Source organism: Actinomadura rifamycini DSM 43936, assembly GCF_000425065.1.
Lineage (GTDB): Bacteria > Actinomycetota > Actinomycetes > Streptosporangiales > Streptosporangiaceae > Spirillospora > Spirillospora rifamycini.
On record NZ_KE384300.1, the window covers coordinates 442,292 to 467,788 of the forward strand.

General features: G+C 75.3%; 24 protein-coding genes and 1 riboswitch. Of the genes, 11 read left to right on the forward strand and 13 right to left on the reverse strand.

Going from position 1 to position 25,497, the window contains the following annotated elements; genetic code table 11:
- The first annotated feature begins 36 nt into the window (after positions 1-36).
- Together H505_RS0135460 and thiI are read left to right on the forward strand one after the other, a co-directional pair.
- On the forward strand, positions 37-1,062 hold the full coding sequence (locus tag H505_RS0135460) for a 6-phosphofructokinase (RefSeq protein ID WP_026405736.1): 1,026 nt from the start codon (positions 37-39) through the stop codon (positions 1,060-1,062).
- 112 nt (positions 1,063-1,174) lie between these two features.
- The gene (gene thiI, locus H505_RS0135465) at positions 1,175-2,410 is read left to right on the forward strand and encodes a tRNA uracil 4-sulfurtransferase ThiI (RefSeq protein WP_026405737.1); all 1,236 of its coding nucleotides are present in this window, start codon (positions 1,175-1,177) and stop codon (positions 2,408-2,410) included.
- A 56-nt stretch (positions 2,411-2,466) separates the two neighbouring features.
- Here the strand turns inward: thiI and H505_RS46490 are convergent, their stop codons facing one another.
- The 3 genes from H505_RS46490 to aroF form a co-directional block, all read right to left on the reverse strand.
- Positions 2,467-3,351: a DUF5954 family protein gene (locus tag H505_RS46490; RefSeq protein ID WP_051301523.1), complete on the reverse strand. Its 885-nt coding sequence runs from the start codon at positions 3,349-3,351 to the stop codon at positions 2,467-2,469.
- 54 nt (positions 3,352-3,405) lie between these two features.
- Entirely contained in the window at positions 3,406-4,398 is a 993-nt protein-coding gene (locus H505_RS0135475) for an EamA family transporter (protein WP_245592715.1), read from the reverse strand.
- A gap of 219 nt (positions 4,399-4,617) precedes the next feature.
- Positions 4,618-5,664: a 3-deoxy-7-phosphoheptulonate synthase gene (gene aroF, locus H505_RS0135480; protein ID WP_026405739.1), complete on the reverse strand. Its 1,047-nt coding sequence runs from the start codon at positions 5,662-5,664 to the stop codon at positions 4,618-4,620.
- A 264-nt stretch (positions 5,665-5,928) separates the two neighbouring features.
- Between aroF and H505_RS0135485 the strand changes: the two genes are divergently transcribed.
- The 5 genes from H505_RS0135485 to H505_RS0135505 all read left to right on the forward strand — a co-directional run bounded on the left by H505_RS0135485 (position 5,929) and on the right by H505_RS0135505 (position 10,949).
- Positions 5,929-6,552, forward strand: a complete 624-nt coding sequence (locus H505_RS0135485) for a sulfite oxidase-like oxidoreductase (RefSeq protein ID WP_026405740.1) — start codon at positions 5,929-5,931, stop codon at positions 6,550-6,552.
- 98 nt (positions 6,553-6,650) lie between these two features.
- Complete coding sequence (locus tag H505_RS0135490; RefSeq protein WP_084551176.1) at positions 6,651-8,000, forward strand: histidine kinase; 1,350 nt, start codon at positions 6,651-6,653, stop codon at positions 7,998-8,000.
- 75 nt (positions 8,001-8,075) lie between these two features.
- Positions 8,076-8,864 (forward strand): LytR/AlgR family response regulator transcription factor, encoded by a 789-nt coding sequence (locus H505_RS46495; protein WP_034521332.1) that lies wholly within the window; start codon positions 8,076-8,078, stop codon positions 8,862-8,864.
- Complete coding sequence (locus tag H505_RS0135500; protein ID WP_026405742.1) at positions 8,857-9,492, forward strand: hypothetical protein; 636 nt, start codon at positions 8,857-8,859, stop codon at positions 9,490-9,492. The genes H505_RS46495 and H505_RS0135500 overlap by 8 nt, the downstream gene beginning before the upstream one ends.
- Positions 9,489-10,949, forward strand: a complete 1,461-nt coding sequence (locus H505_RS0135505; RefSeq protein ID WP_051301524.1) for a sodium:solute symporter family transporter — start codon at positions 9,489-9,491, stop codon at positions 10,947-10,949. Before H505_RS0135500 ends, H505_RS0135505 begins: the two co-directional genes overlap by 4 nt.
- Positions 10,950-11,371: 422 nt before the next feature.
- Here H505_RS0135505 and H505_RS0135510 read toward each other — a convergent pair whose 3' ends face one another.
- The 6 genes from H505_RS0135510 to thiO all read right to left on the reverse strand — a co-directional run bounded on the left by H505_RS0135510 (position 11,372) and on the right by thiO (position 17,673).
- Complete coding sequence (locus H505_RS0135510) at positions 11,372-12,223, reverse strand: deoxyribonuclease IV (protein ID WP_026405744.1); 852 nt, start codon at positions 12,221-12,223, stop codon at positions 11,372-11,374.
- 44 nt (positions 12,224-12,267) lie between these two features.
- Positions 12,268-14,298, reverse strand: coding sequence for a Stk1 family PASTA domain-containing Ser/Thr kinase (gene pknB / locus H505_RS0135515; protein ID WP_026405745.1), 2,031 nt, complete (start codon positions 14,296-14,298; stop codon positions 12,268-12,270).
- A gap of 36 nt (positions 14,299-14,334) precedes the next feature.
- Positions 14,335-15,357 carry a DMT family transporter gene (locus H505_RS0135520; RefSeq protein ID WP_051301573.1) on the reverse strand — a complete coding sequence of 341 codons (1,023 nt, stop codon included), beginning with the start codon at positions 15,355-15,357 and terminating at the stop codon, positions 14,335-14,337.
- Positions 15,358-15,500: 143 nt separating this feature from the next.
- Positions 15,501-16,346: a thiazole synthase gene (locus H505_RS0135525; RefSeq protein WP_211238625.1), complete on the reverse strand. Its 846-nt coding sequence runs from the start codon at positions 16,344-16,346 to the stop codon at positions 15,501-15,503.
- 2 nt (positions 16,347-16,348) lie between these two features.
- The gene (gene thiS, locus H505_RS0135530; protein ID WP_026405748.1) at positions 16,349-16,549 is read right to left on the reverse strand and encodes a sulfur carrier protein ThiS; all 201 of its coding nucleotides are present in this window, start codon (positions 16,547-16,549) and stop codon (positions 16,349-16,351) included.
- A complete protein-coding gene (thiO, locus tag H505_RS0135535) occupies positions 16,546-17,673 on the reverse strand; it encodes a glycine oxidase ThiO (protein ID WP_026405749.1) in 1,128 nt (375 codons plus the stop codon). The genes thiS and thiO overlap by 4 nt, the downstream gene beginning before the upstream one ends.
- Positions 17,663-17,775: riboswitch (TPP riboswitch) on the reverse strand. Its footprint overlaps the gene before it by 11 nt.
- 90 nt (positions 17,776-17,865) lie before the next feature.
- Between thiO and H505_RS0135540 the strand changes: the two genes are divergently transcribed.
- From H505_RS0135540 to H505_RS50415, 4 genes are all read left to right on the forward strand, one after another.
- The gene (locus tag H505_RS0135540) at positions 17,866-19,101 is read left to right on the forward strand and encodes an NAD(P)/FAD-dependent oxidoreductase (RefSeq protein WP_026405750.1); all 1,236 of its coding nucleotides are present in this window, start codon (positions 17,866-17,868) and stop codon (positions 19,099-19,101) included.
- Between the two features lie 80 nt (positions 19,102-19,181).
- Complete coding sequence (locus H505_RS0135545; RefSeq protein WP_034521592.1) at positions 19,182-19,556, forward strand: Rv2175c family DNA-binding protein; 375 nt, start codon at positions 19,182-19,184, stop codon at positions 19,554-19,556.
- A 72-nt stretch (positions 19,557-19,628) separates the two neighbouring features.
- Positions 19,629-20,300 carry a thiamine phosphate synthase gene (gene thiE / locus H505_RS0135550; protein WP_199748192.1) on the forward strand — a complete coding sequence of 224 codons (672 nt, stop codon included), beginning with the start codon at positions 19,629-19,631 and terminating at the stop codon, positions 20,298-20,300.
- Between the two features lie 47 nt (positions 20,301-20,347).
- On the forward strand, positions 20,348-20,500 hold the full coding sequence (locus H505_RS50415; protein WP_169528898.1) for a hypothetical protein: 153 nt from the start codon (positions 20,348-20,350) through the stop codon (positions 20,498-20,500).
- Positions 20,501-20,515: 15 nt separating this feature from the next.
- Here the strand turns inward: H505_RS50415 and H505_RS0135560 are convergent, their stop codons facing one another.
- From H505_RS0135560 to H505_RS0135575, 4 genes are all read right to left on the reverse strand, one after another.
- Positions 20,516-21,478, reverse strand: a complete 963-nt coding sequence (locus tag H505_RS0135560; protein ID WP_026405753.1) for a serine/threonine-protein kinase — start codon at positions 21,476-21,478, stop codon at positions 20,516-20,518.
- Between the two features lie 89 nt (positions 21,479-21,567).
- Positions 21,568-23,730 (reverse strand): glycoside hydrolase family 3 C-terminal domain-containing protein, encoded by a 2,163-nt coding sequence (locus H505_RS0135565; RefSeq protein WP_026405754.1) that lies wholly within the window; start codon positions 23,728-23,730, stop codon positions 21,568-21,570.
- Positions 23,730-24,296: a carboxymuconolactone decarboxylase family protein gene (locus tag H505_RS0135570; RefSeq protein WP_026405755.1), complete on the reverse strand. Its 567-nt coding sequence runs from the start codon at positions 24,294-24,296 to the stop codon at positions 23,730-23,732. Before H505_RS0135570 ends, H505_RS0135565 begins: the two co-directional genes overlap by 1 nt.
- 114 nt (positions 24,297-24,410) lie before the next feature.
- Positions 24,411-25,463, reverse strand: a complete 1,053-nt coding sequence (locus tag H505_RS0135575; RefSeq protein WP_026405756.1) for a polyprenyl synthetase family protein — start codon at positions 25,461-25,463, stop codon at positions 24,411-24,413.
- Positions 25,464-25,497 lie beyond the last annotated feature (34 nt).

Consider the following 25,497-nt stretch of genomic DNA (forward strand, 5'->3'; position numbering starts at 1 on the left):
CGAGGGAGGAGTCCGGTGGCGGGAGAAGGAGACGGCATGCGGGTCGGAGTGCTGACCGGCGGCGGGGACTGCCCCGGCCTGAACGCGGTGATCCGCGCGGTCGTGCGCAAGGGCGTGCAGGTCTTCGGGTACGAGTTCGTGGGCTTCCGCGCCGGGTGGCGCGGCCCCCTCGAAGGCGACACCGTGGCCCTGGACGTCCAGGCCGTGCGGGGCATCCTGCCGCGCGGCGGCACGATCCTCGGATCGTCCCGGACCAACCCGCTCAAGGTCGAGGGCGGCGTCGAGCGGATCAAGGACAACCTCGCCGGGCTCGGCGTGGACGCCCTGATCGCCATCGGCGGCGAGGACACCCTCGGCGTCGCGCGCGAGCTGCACTCGCGCGGCGTGAACGTCGTGGGCGTCCCCAAGACCATCGACAACGACCTGAACGCCACCGACTACACGTTCGGGTTCGACACCGCGGTGAACATCGGGGTGGAGGCCGTCGACCGGCTGCACACCACCGCCGAGAGCCACCACCGCGCGCTGATCTGCGAGGTCATGGGCCGCCACGCGGGCTGGATCGCGCTGCACGTCGGCATGGCCGCCGGCGCCAACGTCATCCTGATCCCCGAGCGGCCCTTCGACATCGACAAGGTCGTCGAGTACGTCGAGAGCCGGTTCAAGACCCGCTACGCGCCGATCATCGTGGTGTCCGAGGGCGCCCACCCGATCGACGGGCAGATGCAGCTGCAGACCGGCGAGCGCGACGCGTTCGGGCACGTCCGGCTCGGCGGCATCGGGCAGCGGCTCGCCGACGAGATCGAGAAGCGCACCGGCAAGGAGGCCCGCGCCACCGTGCTCGGGCACATCCAGCGCGGCGGCACCCCGAGCGCGTTCGACCGCGTGCTCGCCACCCGCCTCGGCCTCCAGGCCATCGACGCCGTCCGCGACGGCGACTACGGCAGGATGGTCGCGCTGCAGGGCACCGAGATCGTCCGGGTCGGCCTCGACGAGGCCACCAAGGAGCTGAAGACCGTCCCGCTGGAGCGGTACGCGGAGGCCGAGGTCTTCTTCGGCTGACCGGAGAAGGATCCTCCTGGCGGGAACACCGATACCAGGTCGCGGCGTTGCGGCTTCTGGGCCACACTGGAGGCCCGCCCCCGTACTTCGCCGCCCCGCCAGGAGGATCCGCATGACCACGCTCGACGCCGCGCCCGCCGTCGTCCGGGAGCAGTCGCCGGTCGACGGCGAGCCGTGCGTGCTGCTCAAACTGGGCGAGGTCGTCCTCAAGGGCAAGAACCGCGAGCAGTTCGAACGCCGGCTGGCCGACAACGTCCGCACCGCGGTCCGCCCCATCGCCCGCGTCGACGTCATCCGCCGCCACGGCGTGTTCGTCGTCCGCACGAAGGACGCCGACGTCCCCACCGTCGACCGGCTCGCCGAGCGGATCGGCGACGTCATGGGCATCGTGTGGGCGCACCGCGCCTGGCGCGTCGGCAAGGACCTCGCGAGCGTCGAGCGCGTCGCCCTCGAGCTGATGGAGGGGCGCACCGGCTCCTTCGCCGTCCGCTCGCGCCGCCGCGACAAGCGGTTCCCGATGACCTCCACCGAGCTCGACCGGCACATCGGCGCGCTCGTCGCGCAGAAGTACGGGCAGCCGGTCAAGCTGAAGAACCCCGAGCACACCCTGTCGATCGAGGTCGACCGCGACGAGGTGTTCGTGTTCTCCGGCGGGCTCCCCGGCCAGGGCGGGCTCCCCGTGGGGATGAGCGGCCGCGCGCTGGTGCTGATGTCCGGCGGCATCGACTCGCCCGTCGCCGCGTACCGGATGATGCGCCGCGGCCTGCGCGTCGACTACCTGCACTTCTCCGGGATGCCGTTCACCGGCCCCGAGTCGATCTACAAGGCGTACGCGCTGGTCCGCGAGCTGGACAAGTTCCAGGGCGGCTCGCGGCTGTTCGTCGTCCCGTTCGGCAAGGCGCAGCAGCAGATCAAGTCGTCCGGCGCGGACCGGCTCGCGGTGATCGCGCAGCGCCGGCTGATGCTGCGCACCGGCGAGGTCCTCGCCCGCCGGCTGCGCGGGACCGCGCTGATCACGGGCGACGCGCTCGGCCAGGTGTCCAGCCAGACGCTCGCGAACATCACCGCGCTGGACGACGCGGTCGAGCTGCCGATCCTGCGCCCCCTCGTCGGCATGGACAAGATCGAGATCATGGACCAGGCGCGCCGCATCCGCACCCTGTCGATCTCCGAGCTGCCCGACGAGGACTGCTGCACGCTGCTCGCGCCGCGCCGCGCCGAGACCCGCGCGAAGATCGACGACCTGCGGCAGATCGAGAAGCGCCTCGACGTCGGGGAGCTCGCCGACCAGCTCGCCGAGTCCGTCCAGGAGCACCGCCCGGTCTACGGCGACGCCGCCGCCTCCTGACCGCCGCCGCGTCGACCGCGGCCCCGTCCGCGCCCCCGTCCGGCCGGGCGGGCGGGTCAGCGCGGGTCGCCGGGGCGCGGGGGTTCCGGGCCGTCCGGGCCGAGCAGCGTGATCCGCTCGATCCGCACCACCCGGAACCGGCGCCCGGCGACCGTGATGCCGTTGCGGCCCGTGCCGTCCTCCATCAGCTCGGCCGCCGCGGCGAACTCGGCGGCGGCGGCCTCCGCGGGCCGCTCGATCACCGGGACGACGTGCCGGAAGTACGTGACGAGCGAGTCGCGGGCCTCCTGCGGGCCGTCGTGCAGCCGGCCGACCGGGCGCCACCGCCCGCCGCCCCGCTCCGCGACCGTGAACACCGGCGCGAGCGGCACCGGCGTCAGGAACGCTCCGTCCGGCTCGTTCCCGGCGGCGGCCGCCGCGTCCAGCACCTGGCACAGCAGCTCCGCCGACGTGAGGTCGGGGTCGGTGCCGTCGCCGGGCAGCAGGTCGGGCTCCCCGCGCGGCGCGCGCCCGGACGGGTCCAGGTCGGTGGGCCGCGGCGGCTCGGGCCCGTCCGGCCCGGTCCGCACGAGCTGCTCGATCCGCACGATGCGGAACCGCAGCCCGGCCGCCGTCACCTCGTCGGACGGGTCCGCCTGCAGCGCCCGCGCCGCCGCCCGCAGCTCCCGCGCGGCGGCGCCGGCCTCCGCGGCGGCCCGGTCCTCCAGGTGGACGGCCAGCAGCTCCCGCGCGCCCTGCGGGAGCGGGTCGCTCGGGCACACCAGCCGCCACCCGTCCGCGACCCGCTCGGCCGCCGCGAACAGCGCGCCGACGACCACCGGTTCCGGGTACGCCGCCATGGCGCGGCGCGCGTCCGCCCGCAGCACGGCGGCCACCGGGTCGACGCCGTCCAGGTCCTCGGGGAAAAGCTGTCCTCCGGCGTCCCCCTCGCCCGTCGTCATGCGGGCCATCATCCCCGCCGCGGGCCGGGTACCGCGAGTGGTTCAGACCAATCGTTACTTCCGCGGCAGCACGATCAGCACCAGCGCGGCGGCGAGGAGCCCGAGGCCGGCCAGGGCGGTGCCGCCGAGCCGCTCGCCGAGCAGGACGACGCCGAGGACGGCCGCGACCGCCGGTTCGGCGAGCGTCAGCGTCGTCGCCGCCGTCGCCGGGGTGGTGCGCAGCCCGCGGGCGAACAGCAGGTAGGCGCCGCCGGTCGCGACCACCCCCAGGTAGAGGGCGATGAGGGCGCCCGAGCCGGTCAGCATCCACCCCGACCCGGCGAACGGCAGGACGGGCAGCAGCGGGACGGCCGCGACGCCGAACAGGGCGCCGACGGCGGCCCGCTCGTCGGCGCCCCGGACGATCAGGACGGACGTCACCGACGCGTACGACGCGTACGCGAGGCCGGACAGCGCGGCGAACGCGATGCCCGCGAGGTCGGCGCCGGCGTCCTCGCCGCCGCCGACGAGCAGCGCGCACCCGGTGACGGCCGCGGCGGTCGCGACCGTCCAGCGCCGGGCGGGTGCGGTGCGGTCGGCGGCGGCGCCGATGAGCCCGGCGAACGCGGGCGCGGACCCGATGGTGACGACGGTCGCGATCGCGACGCCGGTGCGGGCCGCGGCGACGAAGAACGCCGTCTGGTACACGGTGATCGCGACGGCGCCGAGCAGGACGAGCGGGCGGGCGCGGCGGTCGGCGGCGAGCCGCCGCAGGCCCGCGCCGCCCGCCGGGGCGGCGGAGGCCAGCAGGACCAGCCCGCCGAGGACGATGCGCATCGCGGCGACCGACAGGCTGGACGCGCCGTCCGCGAACGTGCGGACGGTGCCGGTCGTCCCCCACAGGGCCGCGGCCGCGAGGATCGGGAAGGCGCCCCCGCCCGGCAGCCCCCGCCCGGACGTGCCGGACGGGGACGCGGACTCGGACGGGGAACCGGTCGGGGACTCGGACGGGGACGCGTGCTCGGACGAGCGCGCGGACATGCGGAACGAAAGCGTGCGGAAGGACACGGAGTGCTGCTCCTGTGCTCGAATCGGGAGAGGGATTCCGGATTCGGGGCGCAGGACTGACCGGGCCGGGGCGCGCTCGCGCCGGGCCCGTCAGGACTCGAGGTCGGAACTGCTTGTGGTTCGCCGCGCCCCGTCAGGAGCGGGGCGGCCCGCAGTTCGGGGTCCAGAACGCCATGGGCCCGACGTTACCAGCCGTTCCGCACGTCCGTCCGCGCCCGCTCAGGCCGGGACGGCGTCGACGTCCGGGTCCCGGGTGAGGGTCCGGCCGACGATCGGGGGCAGCTCCCGCACCGCCTTCGCCAGCTCCCGCAGGTCGCCGTCCACGAGCGCCTGGGGCCCGTCGCACAGCGCGGTCTCCGGGTGCGGGTGGACGTCGATGATGACGCCGTCGGCGCCGATCGCGATCGCGGCGCGGGTCAGCGGCAGGACGAGGTCGCGGCTGCCGCCGGAGTGCGACGGGTCCACGATCACCGGCAGGTGGGAGAGCCGCTGCGCCACCGGCACGGCGGAGATGTCGAGGGTGTTGCGGGTCGCCCTCTCGAACGTCCGGATGCCGCGCTCGCACAGCACGATGTCGAGGTTGCCGCGCTGCGCGACGTACTCGGCGGCCATCAGCCACTCCTCGATGGTGCCGTTCATCCCGCGCTTGAGCATCACCGGCTTGCCGGCCTCCCCGGCGGCCTGCAGCAGCGCGAAGTTCTGCGCGTTGCGGGTGCCGATCTGCAGCATGTCGGCGTAGGACGCGACGAGCTCCACGTCCGCGGCGTCCACGACCTCGGTGACGACCGGCATGCCGGTCTCCTCGCGGACGTCCGCGAGGATCTTCAGGCCGGCCTCGCCGAGCCCCTGGAACGCGTACGGGGACGTGCGGGGCTTGAACGCGCCGCCCCGCAGCAGGGTCGCGCCCGCTGCCTTGGCCATCTGCGCGGCCTGGAGGGTCTGCTCGGGGGTCTCCACCGCGCACGGCCCGGCGATCAGCGTCATCGTGCCGGGGCCGACGGGGACGCCGCCGACCCGGACCACCGTGCGCTCGGCGTGGTTCTCCCGGCTGACCAGCTTGTAGGGCGCCGAGATCCGGATGACGTCGCTGACGCCCCGCAGCCCGCGCAGGTTCAGCGAGCCGAACTGCTCGACGTCGCCGACGAGGCCGACGATCGTCCGCTCCACGCCGCGGCTGACGAAGGCGTCGCCCCCCGCCGTCTCGACCAGTGAGACGACGCCGTCGACATCCGCTTCGGTGGCCCCCGGGGCCATGACGATGACCATGCCGTACTCCCTCTCCTCGTCCCGCGGGCCCGGCGGTCCCGCGGGCGTCCCCTGAAACGACGGAAGCCCCGGGCCGACCGGCCCGGGGCTTCTCGTTCGTGGTCTGTCAGCGCAGCGTCTGGCAGACCAGCCGTCCGGGCTGGTCGAGCCAAAAGAAATACACGACGTTGCGCATGGGCCTCACCATAGCCGACGCGGGACGGGGGCGGTGGCGAGGGGGCCGAATATGGCTCAGCTCACGCCGGATGGCAGGATGGCCGCGTCATGTCCCAACCCGAAGAGCCCACGCAGCAGCGGCGGGACCTGCCGCCCGGTCAGTACGTCCCCCGGGGATGGCCGGTCCTCCACTACGGCCCCGTCCCGAAGTTCCGTCCCAAGGACTGGGATTTCCGTGTCTTCGGTGCGACCGCGTCGGGCGGGCACCACCGCTGGACGTGGGACGAGTTCGACGCGCTGCCCCGCGCCAAGGCCGTCGCCGACTTCCACTGCGTCACCAAGTTCACGATCCCCGACAACGAGTGGGAAGGCGTCCCCGGCTCGGCGATCGTGGAGCTCGCGCCGCCCGCCCCCGAGGTCACGCACGTGATGGTGTGGGCCGAGTACGGCTACAGCGCCAACATCCGGATGGCGGACTTCCTCGCCGAGGGGACGATGTTCGCCACGCACCGCGACGGCGAGCGGATCACGCCCGACCACGGCTTCCCGATCCGCATCGTCGTCCCGCACCTGTACGCGTGGAAGAGCGTGAAGTGGGTGCGCGGGGTGGAGTACCTGGTGAAGGACCGCCGCGGCTTCTGGGAGGAGCGCGGGTACCACAACGTCGCCGACCCGTGGCGCGAGCAGCGGTACTCCTACCAGGAGGACGACGGCGAGGCGCCGCCGCTGTAGGGCCCGCGCGTCCCGGACCGCGGCGTGGCCCATCCGAGACCTTCGTAAATGGCCAACACACCGACCCACGCGGACGACAGCCGTTACCGTAAGTCGTCATGGTCCTACCGTCCGTTCTGGACGCCGTGGCGTGCGCCGTGGCCGCCGGCGCCGCCGTGGGGGCGTGCGCGCTGCGCAGCCGGCTCCCGTTCCCCGGCCGGGGCCCCGCCGTGCCGGACGAGCGGGCCGCGTTCGCGGCCCTGCACGCGATCACGCTGGCGTCGCCGCCGCTGCGGACCGGGCTGGGCGGCGCCGCCGCGCGCCGGTCCGTCCGGCACCTGCGGGCGCTGCTGGACGCCGAGGCCGTCGCGCTCGTCGCGCTCCGCTCCGCGCTCGTGGAGGACGACCCCGCGGACGACGACCCTCCGGACGACGACCCCGCGGTGCTGCTGGCGTGGGACGGCGCGGGCCGGAACCCGCACGCGGGCGAGGCCGTCGACCTCGCGCTGCCGGTGCTGGCCTCGGGCCGCCCCCGGGTGGTCGGCGCCGACCGGGTCGCCTGCCCGGACGGCGCCTGCCTGCTGCGGACCGCGATGATCGCGCCGGTCGCCGTCGGGCGGTCCGCCGGGCCCGCCGTCCCCGAGGCGCCCGCCGGGCGGGGCGTCGAGGCGGCGTTCGTGGCGTACTGGCACCGGCCGTCCGCCGCCCGGGTCCGCGCCGTCGGCGAGACCGCCCGGCTGGTCGCCGGGCAGCTCCGGCTCGCGGAACTGGACGCCGCGCGGCAGCGGGTCGCGGAGGCCGAGATGCGGGCGCTGCGGGCGCAGATCTCCCCGCATTTCGTCTACAACTCGCTGACCACGATCGCGTCGTTCGTCCGCACCGACCCGGAACGGGCCCGCGAGCTGCTGCTCGACTTCGCCGACTTCGCGCGCTACTCGTTCCGCAACGCCCGCGACTTCACCACCCTCGCCGACGAGCTGCGCTCCATCGACCGCTACCTGCTGCTGGAGCGGGCCCGGTTCGGGGAGCGGCTCTGCTTCCAGGTGGAGATCGCGCCGGAGGTGCTGCCCGTCGCGGTGCCGTTCCTGGCGCTCCAGCCGCTCGTCGAGAACGCCGTCCGGCACGGCATGGCCGACGCCCGCGACGCGTTCCACATCTCGATCACGGCGCGCGACTCCGGGCCCGAGGCGGCGATCAGCATCGAGGACGACGGCGTCGGCATGGACCCCGAGCGGCTGCAGGAGATCCTCTCCGCCCCCGTCGGCGGGCCGGGCCCGACCGGGTGGGGGAGCGTGTCGGGCGGCCGGTCCCGCCGCGGCGGCACCGGGATCGGGCTGGCGAACGTCGACGCGCGGATGCGGCAGGTCTACGGGGAGGAGTACGGGCTGACGGTCCGGACGGCGCTCGGCGCCGGCACCAGGGTCGAGCTGCGCGTCCCCAAGTACCGGCCGGGAGTGTTCCCGGACTGAAAATCTCACGCCGACACCCCACTCACTTTTCGGAATCGATTGCGGACGGTCGGTAATCGCGGCAAAGTCGCCCTCATGCTTCGCGTTCTGGCCGTCGACGATGAACGCCCCGCCTTGGAGGAGCTGACCCACCTGCTCCGGAGGGACCCGCGGATCGAGCGGGTCACCGGCGCGGGAGACGCCTCGTCGGCGCTGCGCGACCTGAGCCGGATGCTCGTAGAGGGCGAGCGCCTGGACGCCGTGTTCCTCGACATCCGCATGCCCGGCCTCGACGGGCTGGACTTCACCCGCCTGCTGACCGGCTTCGCCGAGCCCCCGCACGTCGTGTTCGTGACCGCGCACGACGACTGCGCCATCGCCGCGTACGAGCTCGGTGCCCTCGACTACCTGCTGAAACCCGTCCGGCCCGAGCGGCTCGCGGAGGCCGTCCGGCGCGTCGCGGCCGCCGCCGAGCGCCCCGACCCGCCCGGCGAGGAGGGCCGCGCCGACCCCGCGGACGAGATGATCCCGGTCGAGCTCGGCGGCCGGACCCGCCTGGTGTCCCGGCGCTCGGTCACGCACGTGGAGGCCCAGGGCGACTACGTCCGCCTCCACACCCCCGACGGCGGATTCCTGGTCCGGATGCCGCTGTCGGCCCTCTCCAAGCGGTGGGAGGGCGCCGGGTTCATCCGGATCCACCGCAGCACCCTCGTCGCGTCCGCGCACATCACCGAGCTCCGCTTCGACGGCGGCCGCGCCGCCGTCCAGATCGGCGACGAACTGCTCCCGGTGAGCCGCCGCCACACCCGCGAGGTCCGCGACCTGCTCGTCCGTCGCTTCCACGAGCAGCGCGGCGACTGCGACGGGGACGGCCGCCGTGGTTGAGGCGACGGTCGACGCAGACCCGCACCATACGGCGGCGCCGCCCCCGGCGGACGCCCCCGACGCGTCCGACCCCGACCCGTCCGACCCCGACCCGTCCCATACCGGCCGGGACCCGGCCCGCGCCCAGCTCGCGATCGCGCTCCGCACCGCCGCGATCGTCGCCGCCGGAGTCGCCGTCCTGCCGCTGCTCCCCGCCCCGCTCGCCCCGGCCGTCCCCGCGGTCCTCGCGGCCGCCGCCCTCGCCCACGTCCGCCGCGCCGAACGAGCCGAACACCCCCGCCGCCCCCGCCGCGCACTCCCGCCCGCTCACGAACCCCGAACGCACTTCGCGGACCGCACGGGCCACGTGAACGAGGCGGAACGCCTCGACCGGGCGGACCGAAAGCCTGAAGCGACCCGTACGAGAACCGCGCGCCTGACGGACACCGCGGGCCTGACGGACACCGCGGGCCGCATCGAGACTGCGGGCCGGGTGGGCGGCGCGGTGGGGAGCGCGGAACGGAGGGGGCCTGCGGCCCGGGGCGAATCGGCGGACCGGGGCGGGCGTGGCGGCCGGGCGGGACGTTCGGATCGGGGCGGGGGGCGGCTCGGGCGGGACCGGGCCGTCCGGGCGGTCGATTCGCGATGAGCGCGACGGCCCTCGCGGCCGTGCTCGTCGCACTGGCCGCGGCGTTCGCGGCGGGACGTGGCGGGCGCCGGGGCGGCGGGCGCTCGCGGCGGGCGCGGGCCCGTCCCGTGCCCGGTCTGGCGGACGCGGCGCGGGAGGTGCCGCCGTGGCGCAACGCCGCCGCGGTCGGCGGCGAGCACCTGTGCGCCGCGATGTACCTCGGCGCCGCCGGGCTCGTCCTCGCCCACGGGGCGGACGTGCTGTGGCTGCCCGTGGGCGCGGCCGCCGGCTGCGCCCTGCTCGCGGCGTTCGTCGCCGCGCCGCTGCGCAGGTCCGGCGCGTACAGCGTCGCCGACTTCGCCGAGTGGCGGCTCGGCTCGCGCGGCGCCCGGCACGCCGCCACCGGCTGCGTCTGCCTGGTGGGCTGGTGCTGCCTGCTGCCGCAGCTCCACGGCGCGGGCGTGGCGCTGCACGTGCTCACCGGCGGGCCGCACTGGACGGGCTGGACGGTCGGGGTCGCGGCGGCGTCGGTCCTCGTGGCGTCCGGCGGGGTGCGGAGCGTCACCGCGTTCCAGGCCGTCCACTTCTGGGCGAAGCTCGCGGCGCTGACCGTGCCCGTGCTGGCGGGGGCCGTCCTGTGGCAGGTGCACGCCGTGCCGGACGTCCGGGCCGCGCCCGCTCCGGGCGGTGCGCCCGGCATCGCCGGGACGTACGCGCTGGTCGCGTGCGTCGCGCTCGGCACGGTCGGGCTGCCGCAGATCCTCATGCACTTCTACACGAGCGGCGGGGGCGGCGCCGCGCGCAGGACGGCGGCGTACGTCACGGTCCTCGTCGGGCTGTTCTCGGTGGTCGCCGTCCTGTACGGGATGCTCGGACGCCGGCCCGGGGCGGCCGCCCCGGGAACCGGGGCCGACGCGGACCTCCTCCTGCTGCCGCAGCGGACGATCCCCGGAACGGCGGGCACGCTGCTCACGGGGCTGCTCGCGGCGGGGGCGTTCGCCGCGTTCGTCACCGCCTCGTGCGGCATCGCCGTCGCCGTGGCCGGGACCGTCGCGCAGTACGCGCGGCGGCGCGGGGCGGCCGTGTTCCGGGCGGGCGCGGTGGTCGTGCTCGCCGCGCCGCTCGCCGTCATGCCGCGGCTCGGCCCGCACGGGTCGGCGGGACTCGTCACCCTGGCGCTCGCCGTGTCGGCGGGCACGCTGTGCCCTCTGCTGCTGCTGGGGATCTGGTGGCGCGGCCTCACCCCGGCCGGCGCGGTCGCGGGGCTGCTGTGCGGCTGCTGCCTGGCGCTGGCGGCGGGGGCGGCGCAGCTCGCCGGGCGCGGCGCGGTCCCCGCCGCGGCGGCGGCGCCGGCGGCGGCGGCCGTGATGGTCGCGGTGTCGCTGCTCACGCGCCGCAGCGTGCCGCCCCACGCGGGCCGCGCCCTGGCGCGGCTGCACCTGCCGGACGGCGCGTCCGCCCGCCCTCCGGCGGGTTGACGTGGACGGACGCGCGCGCCGCCCGTTCGTCGTACGAAACCGACCGCTCACCGGGTGACTACGCTACGCACAGCTATGACTACGGACCGTTCATCGCGGGCGGCGTGTTCGGGGTGCCGATCTGCGGCATCACGGGCTTAGTGTTCTCAGTGGCACCACGAGAAGCACCCGCCTCCGGAGGGGCGGGCGGCACGGGGGACGGACGTCCGCCGGCCGCGGAACCTCCCACAACAGCACACCCGGAGATCCGGCGAACGCCAGTCGCCGCCGGATCGTGAGTCGCCGGGTCCCGTACCGGGGGGGTGGGACCCGACGGCCTGTGGCTCGGGTGCCGGTGGACAGTCGGGGGGTTGTTCATCGGCACCCGAGCTCTTTTTCATGCTCGGGTGCCCTGTGCTCCGGATCTGCCCGGGGGCGTGCGCTCAGGCGCCGCGCAGGCGCTTCAGCGTCGCGATGTCGCGGCCGTGCGGGCCGGGGTCGCGGCCCGGGGTCTCGATGATGAACGGGACGCCCGCGACGGCCGGGTGGGCGAACAGGGCCGCGAAGGGGTCCTCGCCGATCTGCCCGGCGCCGATGTTCTCGTGCCGGTCCTTCGCGGAGCCGCACGCGTCCTTGGAGTCGTTGGCGTGGACGAGGTCGAGCCGTCCCGCGCCGACCGTCTCGACCAGCGCGTCGATCGTCTCCTTGACGCCGCCCGGCGCGGCGAGGTCGTGCCCGGCGGCGAACGCGTGGCACGTGTCGAAGCACACGCCCAGCTTCGGGTGGTGCTCCAGCTCCTCGAAGAACGGGCCGAGGTCCTGGACCTTGGCGCACAGCATCTTGCCCTGCCCCGCCATGGGCTCCAGCAGCAGCCGCGGGCCGTCGTCCGGGATCTCCTCCAGCAGGGGGAGGACGTGCTCGTGGACCTGCCGCATCGCGGCGTCGTACGCCTGGCTGACGGCCGAGCCGGTGTGGACGACGACGCCCCGCGCGCCGATCGCGCGGCCGCGCTCCAGCGAGTGCCGGACCGTCGCGATCGACTTCTCGAGGGTCTCCTCGCTGGGGGAGCCGAAGTTCACCAGGTACGGGGCGTGCACGTACACGGGCACGTCGTCGCGGTCGCGGAGCTCGGCGTCCTCGGCCGGCTTGCCGGCGGGGAGCGCCCACCCGCGCGGGTTCGCGACGAACACCTGGATCGCCTCGGCGCCGATCTCGGCGGCGTACTTCAGGCCGCCGGTGGCGAGCCCGCCGGCGACCGGGACGTGGGCCCCGACGGGGCTCTGCGGAGAGGTCATGGTCCCTCCAGCCTATCCGCCGCCCGGCGCCCCGGGGCCGCCGCTCAGGGCCCCCGGACGATCGTGACCGTGGAGCCGCGGTCGGCCGTGCCGTCCCCGCCGGGCGCCTGGAAGCGGACGGTGTCGCCGCCCCATCCCTGCACGTTCACCTCGAACCCGGAATCCTTCAGGATCTTGGTGGCGTCGTCGACGCTGCGGTGGGTGACGTCCGGCACCGGAATCTTCTCGGCGCCGCCCTCGCCGTCGCAGCCGAGCCGGATCGGGCCCGCGTCGATGATGCAGTCGCGCTCGTTGACGACGAGCACGACCTCGTCGCCGCGGGACACGCCGGTGCCCTCGCCCGGCGTCTGCTCGACGACGGTGCCGGGCGCCTTGCCCTCGACGCGCTTCTCCCGGACGGTCACCTTCAGGCCGAGCGAGCGGAGCCGGTTCGCGGCGGTCTCGCCGTTCGAGCCGACGAGGTCCGGCATCGACATGCCGCCGCTGAGGACGACGGCGACCGGCTCGTCCGGGGACAGCTCCTTCCCGGCGGCGGGGTCGGTGCCGACGACGCGGTCCTTCGGGACGGTCTGCGACTCGCGGGTGCTCGTCCCGCCGACCCGGAACCCGTCGTCGGCGAGGATCTTCTTCGCCTCGTCGAGCGTCTTCCCCTCGACGTCCGGGACGGCCCGGGGCGTGAGCCCCTTGGACGGCGTCAGCGTGACGGTCTCGCCCTGCCCGACGCGGGCGCCCGCGCCCGGGTCGGACTTCGCGACCAGCCCCTTGCGGACCCGGTCGTGGTAGACGGGTTCGGCGACGCGGACGGCGATGCCGGCGTCGGCGAGCGCGCCGCGCGCCTCCGCGACCTCCATCCCGACGATGTCGGCCGGGACGTGCTCGTACTGCCCGGACGTCTGGTACCAGACGGCCCACCCGAGGATCACGGCGGCGATCGCGCCGATCGCGACGAGCACGTACCGCCCGGTGAGCGCCCCGATGACGCGGTCGCCGCGGGAGCGCGGCGGCGGGCCCGCCGGGTCCTCGCCGGGGTCGAGCACGGCGGTGTGGCCGCGCACGTCCTCGGGGAAGCGGACGGGCGACGTCCGCGGCGCGGGCGGGAGCGGCTCCGTGCCCCCGTGCCCGGCCGGCCCGCCGTCCGCGGCGCCGTCCGGGGACGCGGCCCCGGCGGGCGCGGGCAGGACGGCCGTCCCGCCGGGGGACGCCTCCTCGAGCCGGGCGTCGATGTCGGGCGGCAGCCCGCCGTGGACCTCGGCGACCGCGGCGAGGCAGGCGTTCGCGTCCTGCGGGCGGTGCGCGGGGTCGCGGCTCGTCGCGGCCGTGACGAGCTCGTCGACCCGGTACGGCAGGCCGGGGACGAGTTCGGACGGCGGCGGCACGGTCTCGTTGACGTGCTTGTACGCGACGGCGAGCGGGGTGTCGCCTTCGTGCGGGAGCCGTCCGGTGAGCAGCTCGAACAGCATGATCCCGGCGGCGTAGACGTCCGAGCGCACGTCGGCGCTGCCGGACGTGACCTGCTCGGGCGCGAGGTACCCGACGGTGCCGATGATCACGCCGGTGCGGGTCATCCGGCTCGCGGACTCGGCCCGCGCGAGCCCGAAGTCGGTCACCTTGACCTGGCCGTCCTCGGTGATGAGGACGTTCTCCGGCTTGACGTCGCGGTGCACGAGCCCGGCGCGGTGCGCGGCGCCGAGGGCGGCCAGCACCGGCTGCATGGTCTCCAGCGCGGCCCGCGGCCCGAACCGGCCGCGGGCGGCGAGCGCGTCCCGCAGCGTCCGGCCGGGGACGTACTCCATCACCAGGTAGCCGCGCTCGCCGTCCGTCCCCTGGTCGTACACGGCGACGACGTTGGGATGCGACAGCGCGGCGGCGGCCTTGGCCTCGCCGATGAAGCGGTTCACGAAGTCCTCGTCGGCGGCGAGGCCGGCGTGCATCACCTTGACCGCGACGACGCGGTCGAGCCTGCTGTCGCGCGCGAGGTAGACCGTGGCCATGCCGCCGCGGGCGATGCGGGACTCAATGCGGTAGCGCCCGTCGAGCAGCTGCCCGACGAGTGGATCTGCGACCGTCGTGTCCATCGCAGCGAGTCTACGGCGGGTTCGCCATGCAACTCATCAGTCGCGAGTATGAGCATGGTCGAGCGCGGAGGGTGACGCGGGGTGCGGCGGGGCGGGCGCGGCGGCGGGGACGTCCGCGGCGGCGGGGGACGCGGCGGTGCGCGGCCCGCGGCGCCGCTCGCCGCGCGGTGTGCTGCGCGACACGGCGACCCCGGCCAGGCACAGCGCGCCGCCGAGCAGCGTGACGGCCCCGGGCACCTCGTCGAGGAACGCCCACGACATCAGCACGACGATCGCGGGGACGGCGTAGGTCGTCGCGCCCATCTTCCCGGCGGACGTCCGCGCCAGCGCGTACCCCCAGGTGGTGAACGCCAGCGCGGTCGGGAAGACGCCGAGGTAGACCATGTTGAGGGTCGCGCCCGCCGGGGCGTCGGCGGCCTGCGACACGAGCAGCCCCGCGAACGGCAGGGTCGCGACGGTGCCGACGGCGCACGCGAACGTCGTGAACTGCAGCGCGGACGCGTGCCGCAGTGCGGGCTTCTGGCTCACCACTCCGGCCGCGTAGGTGACGGCCGCGACGACGCACAGCAGGACGCCGAGCAGCGGCGACCCCTTCTCGCCGGACATCGACAGCCCGACGACGGCGGCGCCGGCGAACGCCACGGCCAGGCCCGCGAGCAGCCGGGAGGAGAAGCCCTCCTTCAGCAGCCAGCCGCCGAGGAGCGCGATGAGGATCGGCCCGATGTTGACGACGAGGGCCGCGGTGCCGGCGTCCACGAGCTGCTCGCCCCAGTTGAGCGCCACCATGTAGACGCCGAACCACAGGATGCCCGCGGCGACGATGCCGGGCCACGCGCCGCGCGGCGGGAGGCCCTCGCGGCGGACGAGCCAGAGGGCGCCGAGCACGACCGTCCCGGAGAGCAGCCGCCCGAGCGCGAGGGGGCCCGGGTCGTACGCCTCGCCGGCGCTCCGGATGGAGACGAACGCCGAGGCCCACAGGACGACCGTGACGGTGGCGGCGGCGATCGCGCGCCGGTCGACGCCTCCGGCCGCGGCCGGAGGGGAGATGTCCTGTTCCATGAAGCGCACCTTAGGTCCGGATCGTTTCGCTGAGCACCGAAGTTCGGCGCGCGGCCGCGCCGGACGACAATGGACCGCCCCAGTCTGAGAGCGGTCCATTGTTCAGGTCCAGCGAATTATTCTTGACCGTCGGTTAAGGTGCGCTACATCGAGGCGAGTCCCTCGAAGGGCGACGACGCCTGCGCGTACCGGCGCTTCGGGATCCGCCCGGCCAGCCGCGCCAGCCGCCCGCCCTCCACGGCGTGCCGCATCGCGGCGGCCATCATCGCCGGCGACTGCGCGCGGGTCACCGCCGTCGCCAGCAGCACCGCGTCGCAGCCCAGCTCCATGGCCAGAGCGGCGTCGCTGGCGGTGCCGAGCCCCGCGTCCAGGACGACCGGGACGCCCGCCCGCTCGACGATCAGCTCGATGTTGTGCGGGTTGCGGATGCCGAGGCCCGAGCCGATCGGGGAGCCGAGCGGCATCACCGCCGCGCACCCGACCTGCTCCAGCCGCCGCGCCAGGACGGGGTCGTCGTTGGTGTACGGCAGCACGACGAACCCGTCGTCGACGAGCTGCTCGGCGGCCTCCACCAGCTCGATCGGGTCGGGCAGCAGCGTGTGCTCGTCCGCGATCACCTCGAGCTTCACCAGGTTCGTGCCGAGCGCCTCGCGGGCGAGCTTGGCGGTCAGCACCGCCTCGCCCGCGGTGAAGCAGCCCGCCGTGTTGGGCAGCACGCGGATGCCGCACTCGGCGAGCACGTCCAGGACCGAGCCGCGCGCCGCCGGGTCCACCCGCCGCATCGCGACCGTGGTGAGCTCCGTCCCGGACGCGGTGAGCGCCTCCCGCAGCACCTGCATGCTGGGCGCGCCGCCCGTCCCCATGATCAGCCGCGAGCCGAACTCCTCGCCCGCGATCACCAGCGCGTCGTCCCGCACCGTCCCGCCGCTCGCCTGCGTGTCGTTCGCCTGCGTGTCGTTCGCCTTCGCGTCGCTCGTCGCGTCGTCCATCGTCAGCCTCCCTGCACGGCGGTCAGCACTTCCAGGCGGTCGCCGTCGCGCAGCGGCGTCGCCTCCCAGGCCGTCCGGCGGACGACCTCGTCGTTCAGCGCGGCGGCCACGCCGGTCGGCGCCGCGCTCACGGCCGCGACGGCGGCGGCGACGCTCGTGCCCGCGGGCAGCTCGCGCGGCTCGCCGTTGACGATGACCTTCATCGCTTCACCTCGGAGAATCGGTCGGGGGAGAACGGGCGGGCGACCTCGGGCACCGGGTCGCCGAGCAGCGCCGCGGACAGCACGTCCGCCGAGACCGGCGCGAGCAGCACGCCGTGCCGGAAGTGCCCGGTGCCGAGGACCAGCCCCGGCACGTCCGAGGCGCCCATGACCGGGGCGTTGTCGGGGGAGCCGGGCCGCAGCCCGGCGGTGACCTCGGCGAACTCGAGCTCGGTGACGCCGGGGATCAGCTCGCGGGCGTCCCGCAGCAGCTCCCACAGCCCGCCGGCGGTCACGCGGGTGTCGAACCCGAGCTCCTCCTGCGTGGCGCCGAGGACGATCTCGCCGTCGTCCGCGCGCGGCACCAGGTACACCGGCGAGCCCTTCACCAGCCCCCGGACGCACCGCCGCAGGAACGGCACGCGGGTGCGCAGCCGGATCACCTGCCCCTTGACGGGGCGGACGGTCGGGACGGTCCCGGCGGGCAGGCCGTCGAGGTCGCCCGACCAGGGGCCCGCGGACAGCAGGACGCGGTCGGCCCGCAGGACCGTCCCGTCGTCCAGGCGGACGCCCGCCGCCGCGTCCCGCTCGACGACCACACCCGCCGCGCGGCGCCGCACGATCCGCACGCCGGACTTCTCGCACGCCGCGAGCAGCGCCGCGGCGAGCCGGCGCGGGTCGACGGACCCGTCCCGCGGGGCGAGCAGCCCGCCCCGCACGCCCGGCGCCAGCATCGGCTCCTGCTTGCGGCACTCCCGGCCGGTGAGCGCCTCGACGGGGAGGCCGAGGCTCTCCTGGAAGCGGCGCAGGTCGTCCAGGACGGCCAGGTCGTCGGAGTCGAACGCGACCTGGAGCAGGCCGTCGTCGCGGTACCCGGTGGCGGTGCCGGTGAATTCCTCCAGTTCCGCCACGAACGCGTCGTAGCGGTCGTGGGCCGCGAGGTTGAGCCGCAGCAGCGGCTCCTCGCCGTAGGCCAGCTCGCTGACAGGGGTGATCATGCCCGCGGCGACGGCCGTCGCGCCGCCCGCGGGCGCGGGATCGACGAGGGTCACCGCGCCGCCCCGGCCGGCCGTCCGCCACGCCGCGGCCAGGCCGACGATCCCGGCCCCGATGACGACGATCTCCATTCGCGCTCCCTTCGCCGGCATGATCCGGATCAGGTCAGGCGGTCGGCGGCCCGGTCAGCCGCCCTCTCAGCCCGGTCGCACCGGACTCCCGCGGGTGTTCTGGGTGGTCTTCCCCCACTTTACGACCGCTGTGACGTACATGACCGTCTGGACACATGTCCAGGCAAAAGCGGCCCCACTAAGGTGAGCGCCATGGAGAGGCTTGTTGTCGTGGGTGGCGGGCTGGCCGGCGTGCGCGCCGTGGAGGCCCTGCGCAGGAAGGGGTACGAGGGCGCGCTCACCCTCGTCTCGGCCGAGCGGCACCGGCCGTACGACCGGCCGCCGCTGTCGAAGGCCGTCCTCGCGGGCGACTCCGACGACACCACCGTCGACGCCGACTGGGACGCCCTGCGCTGCGAGCTCCTCCTCGGCGAGCGGGCCACCGCGCTGCGCCCCGGCGCGCCCGGCCGCGGCGGCGTCGTCGCCACCACGGCCGGCGACCTGCCCTTCGACGGCCTGGTCATCGCCACCGGCGCGGCCCCGATCACGCTGCCCGGCGACGGCCGCCAGCACGTCGTCCGCACCATCGAGGACGCCCGCGAGCTGCGCGGCCTCCTCGTCCCGGGCGCCCGCGTCGCGATCGTCGGCGCGGGCTGGATCGGCGCCGAGGTCGCCACCACCGCCGCGAGGAAGGGCTGCGCGGTCACCGTCGTCGAGGCCGCCGACACGCCCCTCGCGAACGCGCTCGGCGCCGAGGCCGGCGCCCTGACCGCGCCCTGGTACGCCGAGGCCGGCGTCGAGCTCCGCACCGGCGTCAAGGTCGCCGAGGTCGACGGGCGCGGCCTCGTCCTGGCCGCCGACGGGGCGCCCGGCCGCATCGACGCCGACGCGGTCGTCGTCGGCGTCGGCGTCCGGCCCGACCTCGGCTGGCTCGCCGGCTCCGGCCTCCTCCTCGAACGCGGCGTCGTCACCGACGCGGCCTTCCGCACCTGCCACGAGGGCGCCGAGCCCGGCACCCCCGGCGAGCCCCGCCCCGACATCGTCGCCGTCGGCGACTGCGCCGCCTGGTGGTCGTCCCGCTACGGGCGCCGGCTCCTCGTCGAGCACTGGGACACCGCCCTCAACGCCCCCGAGACCGCCGCCGCGACCCTCCTCGGCGAGGACGCCGCCTACGACGCGGCACCGTACTTCTGGTCCGAGCAGTTCGGTCGCATGGTCCAGTACGCCGGGAACCACGCGGCGTCCGAGCGGATGATCCGGCGCGGCGACCCGGACGGCCCCAAGTGGGCCCTCGCGTGGCTCACCGGCGACCGCCTCGACGCGATCCTCACCGTCGACCGCCCCCGCGACCTCGTCCAGGCCCGCCGGGTGATCGCGTCCGGCGCGGCCGTCGACCCCGGTCTGCTCGCCGATCCCGACACCCCCGTCCGCCAGGCCGTTCGCGCGTAGCGGAGCGTCCCCGCGAAACAGGTGGTCGTCGAGAGGGTTTGCCGGTTCCGAAGGCGTGGTAGCAAGGGGGCGTGACGCAGATGCACGCAACCGTTGAAAGCGCACTCGACCCCCGCACCGACGCCCTCGCCGGAGAGTGGCTCACCCTCCCGGAGACCGCCGAGCGGCTCGGCATCAAGACCAACCGGATCAAGCAGCTCATCAGCGAGCGCAAGCTGCTCGCGGTCCGCCGCGCGGGCGAACCGATGGTCCCGGCGGCCTTCGTCCACGAGGGCCAGGTGATCAAGGGCCTGTCCGGCACGCTCACCGTGCTCTCGGACGCCGGCTACAGCGACGTCGAGACCGTCCGCTGGCTGTTCACCGCGGACGACACGCTGCCCGGCACGCCGGTCGAGGCGCTCACCGAGAACCGCGGGACCGAGGTGCGGCGCCGCGCCCAGGCCCTGGCATTCTGACCGTCCGCCCACCGGGGGTCACGCGTCCGCGTGGCCCCCGCAGCACTGCCCAGGAAGGAAGTCCTCCCCACCGTGTCCAGGCACCTGCCCTCCGACCGCGCCGTGGCCCTGCGCGCCCGGCTCGACCGCGCCCGTCTCTACCTCTGCACGGACGCGCGTGAGGAGCGCGGCGACCTGCCCGGGTTCCTGGACGCCGTCCTCGCGAACGGCGTCGACATCGTGCAGCTCCGGCAGAAGGGCCTGGAGGCGCGGCAGGAGATGGCGTACCTGGAGGTGTTCCGGGCCGCGTGCGAGCGGCACGGCGCGCTGCTGGCCGTCAACGACCGCGCGGACGTCGCCCACGCGGTGCGCGCGGACATCCTGCACCTCGGGCAGGACGACCTGCCGGTGCCGGCGGCGCGGGAGATCGTCGGCGGCGACGTGCTGATCGGCCGGTCCACGCACGCGGCGGAGCAGGCGGCGGCCGCGGCCTCCGAGCCCGGCGTCGACTACTTCTGCACCGGGCCGACGTGGCCCACGCCGACCAAGCCCGGACGCCCCGCGCCGGGCCTGGAACTGCTCGAGTACACCGCCGGGGAGAAGTTCTCCCGGCCGTGGTTCGCGATCGGCGGCATCGACCTCGGGAACCTCGACCGGGTCACGGCCGCCGGTGCGCGCCGCGCGGTCGTGGTGCGGGCGATCACCGAGGCCGACGACCCGGGCGCCGCGGCGGCCGAGTTCGCGCGGCGGCTCGCCGCCGTGTGACCGCCCGCACGGTTCGCGGGGGCGCGGCATGCCGCACAATGGGGATCATGGGACCCGACGACGAGCGGCCGGTCGACCTCGACGACGAGTTCGACGTCCTGCCCGACCAGACGTCCGACGACACCGACACCGGCTGGGGCGAGTGGCGCGGCGGCGACGACGACTCCCGGCTGCTGGAGGAGCGCCCGCCGCACTGGTGAGCCGTCCGGCGGCCGCTACAGGATCCCGATGACGAACCCCGCCGTCATGACGACGGCGAGCGCCACCATCATGCGCCAGCGGTAGCGCGGGATCCGGGTCGGGCGCGGCTTGGGCGCCGGGGCGCTGCCCTCGCGCAGCGCTCGGACGAGCTGCCGCGCGGACGGCCGCGCCTGCGGGTTCTTGTCGAGGCAGCGGGCCGCGAGGTCGCGCAGCGGGCCGTCGAGGCCGCCGAGGTCCGGCGGCCGGGACGTCACCCGGCGCATCACCGCGGCGTTCGGGCCCGTGCCGAACGGCGGCCGGCCCGTGGCGGCGAACACCATCGCCGCGCCCCACGCGAAGACGTCCGCGGGCGGCCCGACGGGCTCGTCCTCGATCTGCTCGGGGGCCATGTAGGCGGGGGTGCCGAGCGGCCCGGTGGTCAGCGGCGTCGCGTCCGCCACGCGCGCGATGCCGAAGTCGATCACCTTGGCGCCGTCCGGGCCGAGGAGGACGTTGCCGGGCTTGAAGTCGCGGTGGACGATCCCCTCGCGGTGGATCGCGGCGAGCGCGGCGGCGGTGCCGAGCGCGACCCGGTGCAGCCGGCGGTCCGGCAGCGGGCCCTCGTCGGCCACGACCTCCTGCAGGGACGGGCCGTCCACGTACTCGCTGACGATGTAGGGCCGGTCGCCGGTCACGTCGGCGTCCAGCACCTGCGCCGTGTGCCGCCCGGCGACCCGCCGGGCCGCGTCGGCCTCTTTGACGAACCGGTCGCGGGCGCGCCGCCCGGCCGCCATGCCGCCCTTCAGCAGCTTCACCGCGCAGAGTCCGCCGTCGTCGTCCTCGGCGAGGTAGACGACGCCCTGGCCGCCCTCGCCGAGCCGGCCCAGCAGGGGGCGGCCGCCGATGTCGTCCGGGTCGCCGGGGCCGAGCGCGGACGCGGGGCGGCGCCGCAGGTCGCGGGGGACCGGGGCGGGCCGCCGGGTGGTGGCAGGGGACACGGGGACTCCGGGGGGAACGGATGTGGAGGGTCCTTATTTGTACCGTGTGACCGTCCTGTCCTGCAGGTGAACGCGGATCTTCCCGCGGGTCACCGGCACTGCCCGAACGAGCCCCGCTGCGCGACGTCCCGGGACGACGCGCCGACCATCACCGTGTAGCAGCCGTCCGCGACCTTCCACCGCTTCGCCTCGACGTTCCAGTAGGACAGGTCGCGCTTGGTCAGCGGGAAGGCGACGGTCGTGCTCTGCCCCGGCCGGAGCGTCACCTTCGTGAAGCCCTTGAGCTGCTTGGGCGGCTGCGGGACGTCCACGCCGGGGGAGGGCAGGCCGAGGTACATCTGCGGGACGGCCACGCCCGTGCGGCTCCCCGTGTTCGTGACCGTGACCTGTACTTCCTTGGGTCCGACCTTCAAGCCGCTGTAGCGGAACGTCGTGTACGACAGGCCGTGCCCGAACGGGTACTTGGGCGCGATGTTCTTCGCGTCGTAGTGCCGGTAGCCGACCATGACGCCCTCGGAGAACGCGACGGTCTTGTTCACGCCCGGGTACTGCGCCGGGTTCCCGGCCGCGGGCGCGTGCGCCTCCCCGGCGGGGAACGTGACCGGCAGGCGCCCGCCCGGGTCGACGTCCCCGTACAGGACGCGGGCCAGCGCGTCCCCGCCCTCCTGCCCCGGGTACCAGCTCTCGACGACCGCCGCGACGTCGTCCGCCCACGGGGTGAGGACGGGCCCGCCCGTCTGCAGCACCACGATCGTGTTCCGGTTCGCCGCCGCGACCGCCGAGATCAGCCCGTCCTGGTCGCCGCGCAGCGGCTCGCCGCACCGCAGCGTGAGGCACGACTTGTCGAAGAACTCGCCCTGGCTGTCGGTGACGAACACGACCGCGACGTCCGCGCCGCGGGCCGCGTCGGCCGCGGCGGCGCGGTCGTCGCCGTCCCGGTAGGTGATCGAGACGCCCGCGCCGGCGCGCCGCGCCAGGCCCTCCTGCGCGCTGACGGACGCGAACGGCACCACCTTGGCCGACCCGAACCCGGACTGGCTCTCCTTCGCGGCCCGCCCGATCAGCGCGATCTTCTTCGGCGCCCCCAGGGGGAGGACGCCGTCGTTCTTCAGCAGCGTGACGCCGTTCTCGGCGATCGTCCGGGCCGCGGTCTCGCTCGCCGTCCGGTCGACGCGGGCGAGGTCGTTCGGGTACGCGGGCCGGTCGAAGACGCCGAACTCGAACATCGTCCGCAGGACGTTGCGGGTGTGCCCGTCGATGGTCGCCTGGGTGACCTTGTTCTGCGCGCGCGCCGCCTTCAGCATGAACGCGTTGTAGCGGAGGCCGACCGGCAGTTCCATGTCGAGCCCGCCGTTGGCGGCCTCGGCGGTGTCGCGGACGGCGGTGTGGTCGGACATGACCATCCCGTCGAAGCCCCACTCCGCCCTCAGGATCCCGTTCAGGACGCCCCCGTCGTGGCACGCCCAGCGGCCGTTCAGCTTCCCGAACCCGCACATGACGGTCGCGGCGCCGCCCTCCGTCACGGCGGCCTCGAACGGCGGCAGGTAGATCTCGCGGAGCGTGCGCGGGTCCACGGACATGGACAGCTCGAGGCGGTCGGTCTCCTGGGCGTAGACGGCCAGGTGCTTCACCGAGGCCATCACGCCCTGCCCCTGCGCGCCCTCGATCCAGGACGCGCCGAGCCGCGCCGACAGGTACGGGTCCTCGCCGAACCCCTCGAACGTCCGGCCGTTGAGCGGCGTGCGCAGCACGTCCACGGTCGGGCCGAAGATCACGTCGTTGCCGCGGTGCCGCGCCTCCCACCCGACCGTCGTCCCGTACAGGTGCGCGGCCCGCCGGTCGAACGTCGCGGCGAGCGCGATCGGCGCGGGCAGCGCGGTCGCCTCGCCCTGCCGGACGCCCGCCGGGCCGTCGGCCATGTACAGCGGCGGGACCCCGAGCCGCTCGATCCCGTTGTTGGTGTCGGCGTGCGCCCAGTCGAAGAACCCGCCGAGCGGGCCGCCGAGCGGGTCGTCGGACGCCAGCAGCGCGATCTTCTCGTCGTCGGTCAGCTCCGCCAGCAGCAGCCCGGCGCGCCGGTCCGCGCTCAGCGCGGTGTCGCACCACGGCCGGACGGCCGGGTCGCCGCAGCGGCCCGCCGCGGCCAGCGCCCCGTCCGTCCGGGCGGGGACGACCGCGAGCGCGAGCGCGCAGGCGAGCGCGCCGGCCGCGGGCAGCCACCGCCCGGCCCGCGTCCCGCCGGTCCGGAGCATCAGCCCTCCCCGCCCTCGTGACCGGCGCCGGTGTCCTCGTTCTGGACGCGCAGGGCGTTCAGCGTGAAGGCGACCATGTGGTAGTGGCCGATGAGCATCACCAGCTCGATCAGCTCGCGCTCCCCGAAGCGGGTCGCGAGCTCCGTCCAGGTCGCGTCCGTTACCGTGCCGCGCTCGTGCAGCTCGTCCGCGGCGGCCAGCACCATCCGGTCGTCGTCGGACCACGGGTGGTCGTCGGGGTCGCGGCGGAGCGCGGCGATCTCGTCCCCGGTCAGCCCCGCGTCCAGCGCGAGCCCGCGGTGGTGCGCCCACTCGTACTCGCAGGACCGGTGGTGCGCCGTCCGCAGGATCGCCAGCTCGCGGTCGCGGCCGGACAGCAGGCCGTTCATCAGCAGCGCCGAGCCGAAGCCGATCCAGGACTGGAACAGCGACGGGTGCCGGGCCAGCGTCGTGAAGACGTTCAGCGGCCCGGTCGCGGCGGTGACGGCCTGGAGCGCGTCGTCCCACTGCTCCGGAGGCAGCGGGGCGATGCGCGGAACGCGGTTCCCGGGGATGTCGGCGCACATGGCGACATTTCTGCCACCAAATGGTGGGACAGTGCTAGAGCGTTCCGATCATTTGGCCGGATCGTGCCACTTTTCGCGATCCGGGCGCGGATCCCTGTGGAGTCGGGTGCGGTGTCAGGTGCGGCGGGAGGTCGCCGCGACGGCCAGCCCGGCGAGCGCCTCGCGCGCCTCCTCGGTGATCGGCGCCGCGCGGAGCGCCCGCTCGGCCTCGTCGAGGTACCGCTCGATCATCTCCTCGCAGGCCGCGAGCCCGCCGGTCTCCTCGATGATCTGGCGGAGCTCGTCCACCCCCGGCCGGTCCAGCTCCGGGTCGCCGAGGCGCCGCTCGAGCGCCGCCGCCCGCGCCGCGTCCGCCCGCTCCAGGGTCAGCGCGACGAGCACCGTCCGCTTGCCCTCGCGCAGGTCGTCGCCCGCGGGCTTGCCCGTCTCCGCCGGGTCGCCGAACACGCCGAGGACGTCGTCGCGGAGCTGGAACGCGATGCCGAGCGGCAGCCCGTACCCGGTCAGCGCGGCGGACACGTCCGGGCGGCCCCCGGCCAGCGCCGCGCCCAGGTGCAGCGGCCGCTCGATCGTGTACTTGGCGCTCTTGTACTCGACGACCCGCAGGGCCGTGGCGACGGTCGCCGCGCCGCGCGTCCCCTCCAGCATGTCGAGGTACTGGCCGCACATGACCTCGGTGCGCATCAGGTCGTACACGGCCCGGCCGCGCCGCCTGCGCTCGCCGTCCAGCCCGCACGCCTCGTACATCTCCGCCGACCAGGCCAGGCACAGGTCGCCGAGCAGGATCGCGGTGCCCTCCCCGAACGCCGCCGCGTCGCCCGGCCAGCCCTGCGCGCCGTGCAGCGCCTCGAACCGGCGGTGCACCGACGGCTGCCCGCGCCGCGTGTCGCTGGAGTCCATGACGTCGTCGTGGATCAGCGCGCTGGCCTGCAGCAGCTCCAGGGACGCCGCCGCGTCCACGATGCCCGCGTCCCCGCCGCCGCCCGCGGCCCGCCACCCCCAGTAGCAGAACGCCGGGCGCAGCCGCTTCCCGCCCCGCAGCAGCGAGTCCAGCGCCCCGAGCAGCGGCGACAGGTCGTCGCTGATGGCGAGCAGGCCGGGGCGCTGCCGGTCGACGAACGCGAGCAGCGCCTCGTCGACCCGCTTGCGGATGCGGCTCGTCGACATGTCGTGATCGTATCCAGGGGAAGGCATGCAACCG

Coding starts and splice junctions, on each gene's coding strand:
- H505_RS0135460 (WP_026405736.1), top strand. CDS start 37: ATGCGGGTCGGAGTGCTGACCGGCGGCGGGGACTGCCCCGGCCTGAAC.
- thiI (WP_026405737.1), top strand. CDS start 1,175: ATGACCACGCTCGACGCCGCGCCCGCCGTCGTCCGGGAGCAGTCGCCG.
- H505_RS46490 (WP_051301523.1), bottom strand. CDS start 3,351: ATGACGACGGGCGAGGGGGACGCCGGAGGACAGCTTTTCCCCGAGGAC.
- aroF (WP_026405739.1), bottom strand. CDS start 5,664: ATGGTCATCGTCATGGCCCCGGGGGCCACCGAAGCGGATGTCGACGGC.
- H505_RS0135485 (WP_026405740.1), top strand. CDS start 5,929: ATGTCCCAACCCGAAGAGCCCACGCAGCAGCGGCGGGACCTGCCGCCC.
- H505_RS0135490 (WP_084551176.1), top strand. CDS start 6,651: ATGGTCCTACCGTCCGTTCTGGACGCCGTGGCGTGCGCCGTGGCCGCC.
- H505_RS46495 (WP_034521332.1), top strand. CDS start 8,076: ATGCTTCGCGTTCTGGCCGTCGACGATGAACGCCCCGCCTTGGAGGAG.
- H505_RS0135505 (WP_051301524.1), top strand. CDS start 9,489: ATGAGCGCGACGGCCCTCGCGGCCGTGCTCGTCGCACTGGCCGCGGCG.
- H505_RS0135510 (WP_026405744.1), bottom strand. CDS start 12,223: ATGACCTCTCCGCAGAGCCCCGTCGGGGCCCACGTCCCGGTCGCCGGC.
- pknB (WP_026405745.1), bottom strand. CDS start 14,298: ATGGACACGACGGTCGCAGATCCACTCGTCGGGCAGCTGCTCGACGGG.
- H505_RS0135520 (WP_051301573.1), bottom strand. CDS start 15,357: ATGGAACAGGACATCTCCCCTCCGGCCGCGGCCGGAGGCGTCGACCGG.
- H505_RS0135525 (WP_211238625.1), bottom strand. CDS start 16,346: ATGGACGACGCGACGAGCGACGCGAAGGCGAACGACACGCAGGCGAAC.
- thiS (WP_026405748.1), bottom strand. CDS start 16,549: ATGAAGGTCATCGTCAACGGCGAGCCGCGCGAGCTGCCCGCGGGCACG.
- thiO (WP_026405749.1), bottom strand. CDS start 17,673: ATGGAGATCGTCGTCATCGGGGCCGGGATCGTCGGCCTGGCCGCGGCG.
- H505_RS0135540 (WP_026405750.1), top strand. CDS start 17,866: ATGGAGAGGCTTGTTGTCGTGGGTGGCGGGCTGGCCGGCGTGCGCGCC.
- H505_RS0135545 (WP_034521592.1), top strand. CDS start 19,182: ATGCACGCAACCGTTGAAAGCGCACTCGACCCCCGCACCGACGCCCTC.
- H505_RS50415 (WP_169528898.1), top strand. CDS start 20,348: ATGGGACCCGACGACGAGCGGCCGGTCGACCTCGACGACGAGTTCGAC.
- H505_RS0135565 (WP_026405754.1), bottom strand. CDS start 23,730: ATGCTCCGGACCGGCGGGACGCGGGCCGGGCGGTGGCTGCCCGCGGCC.
- H505_RS0135570 (WP_026405755.1), bottom strand. CDS start 24,296: ATGTGCGCCGACATCCCCGGGAACCGCGTTCCGCGCATCGCCCCGCTG.
- H505_RS0135575 (WP_026405756.1), bottom strand. CDS start 25,463: ATGTCGACGAGCCGCATCCGCAAGCGGGTCGACGAGGCGCTGCTCGCG.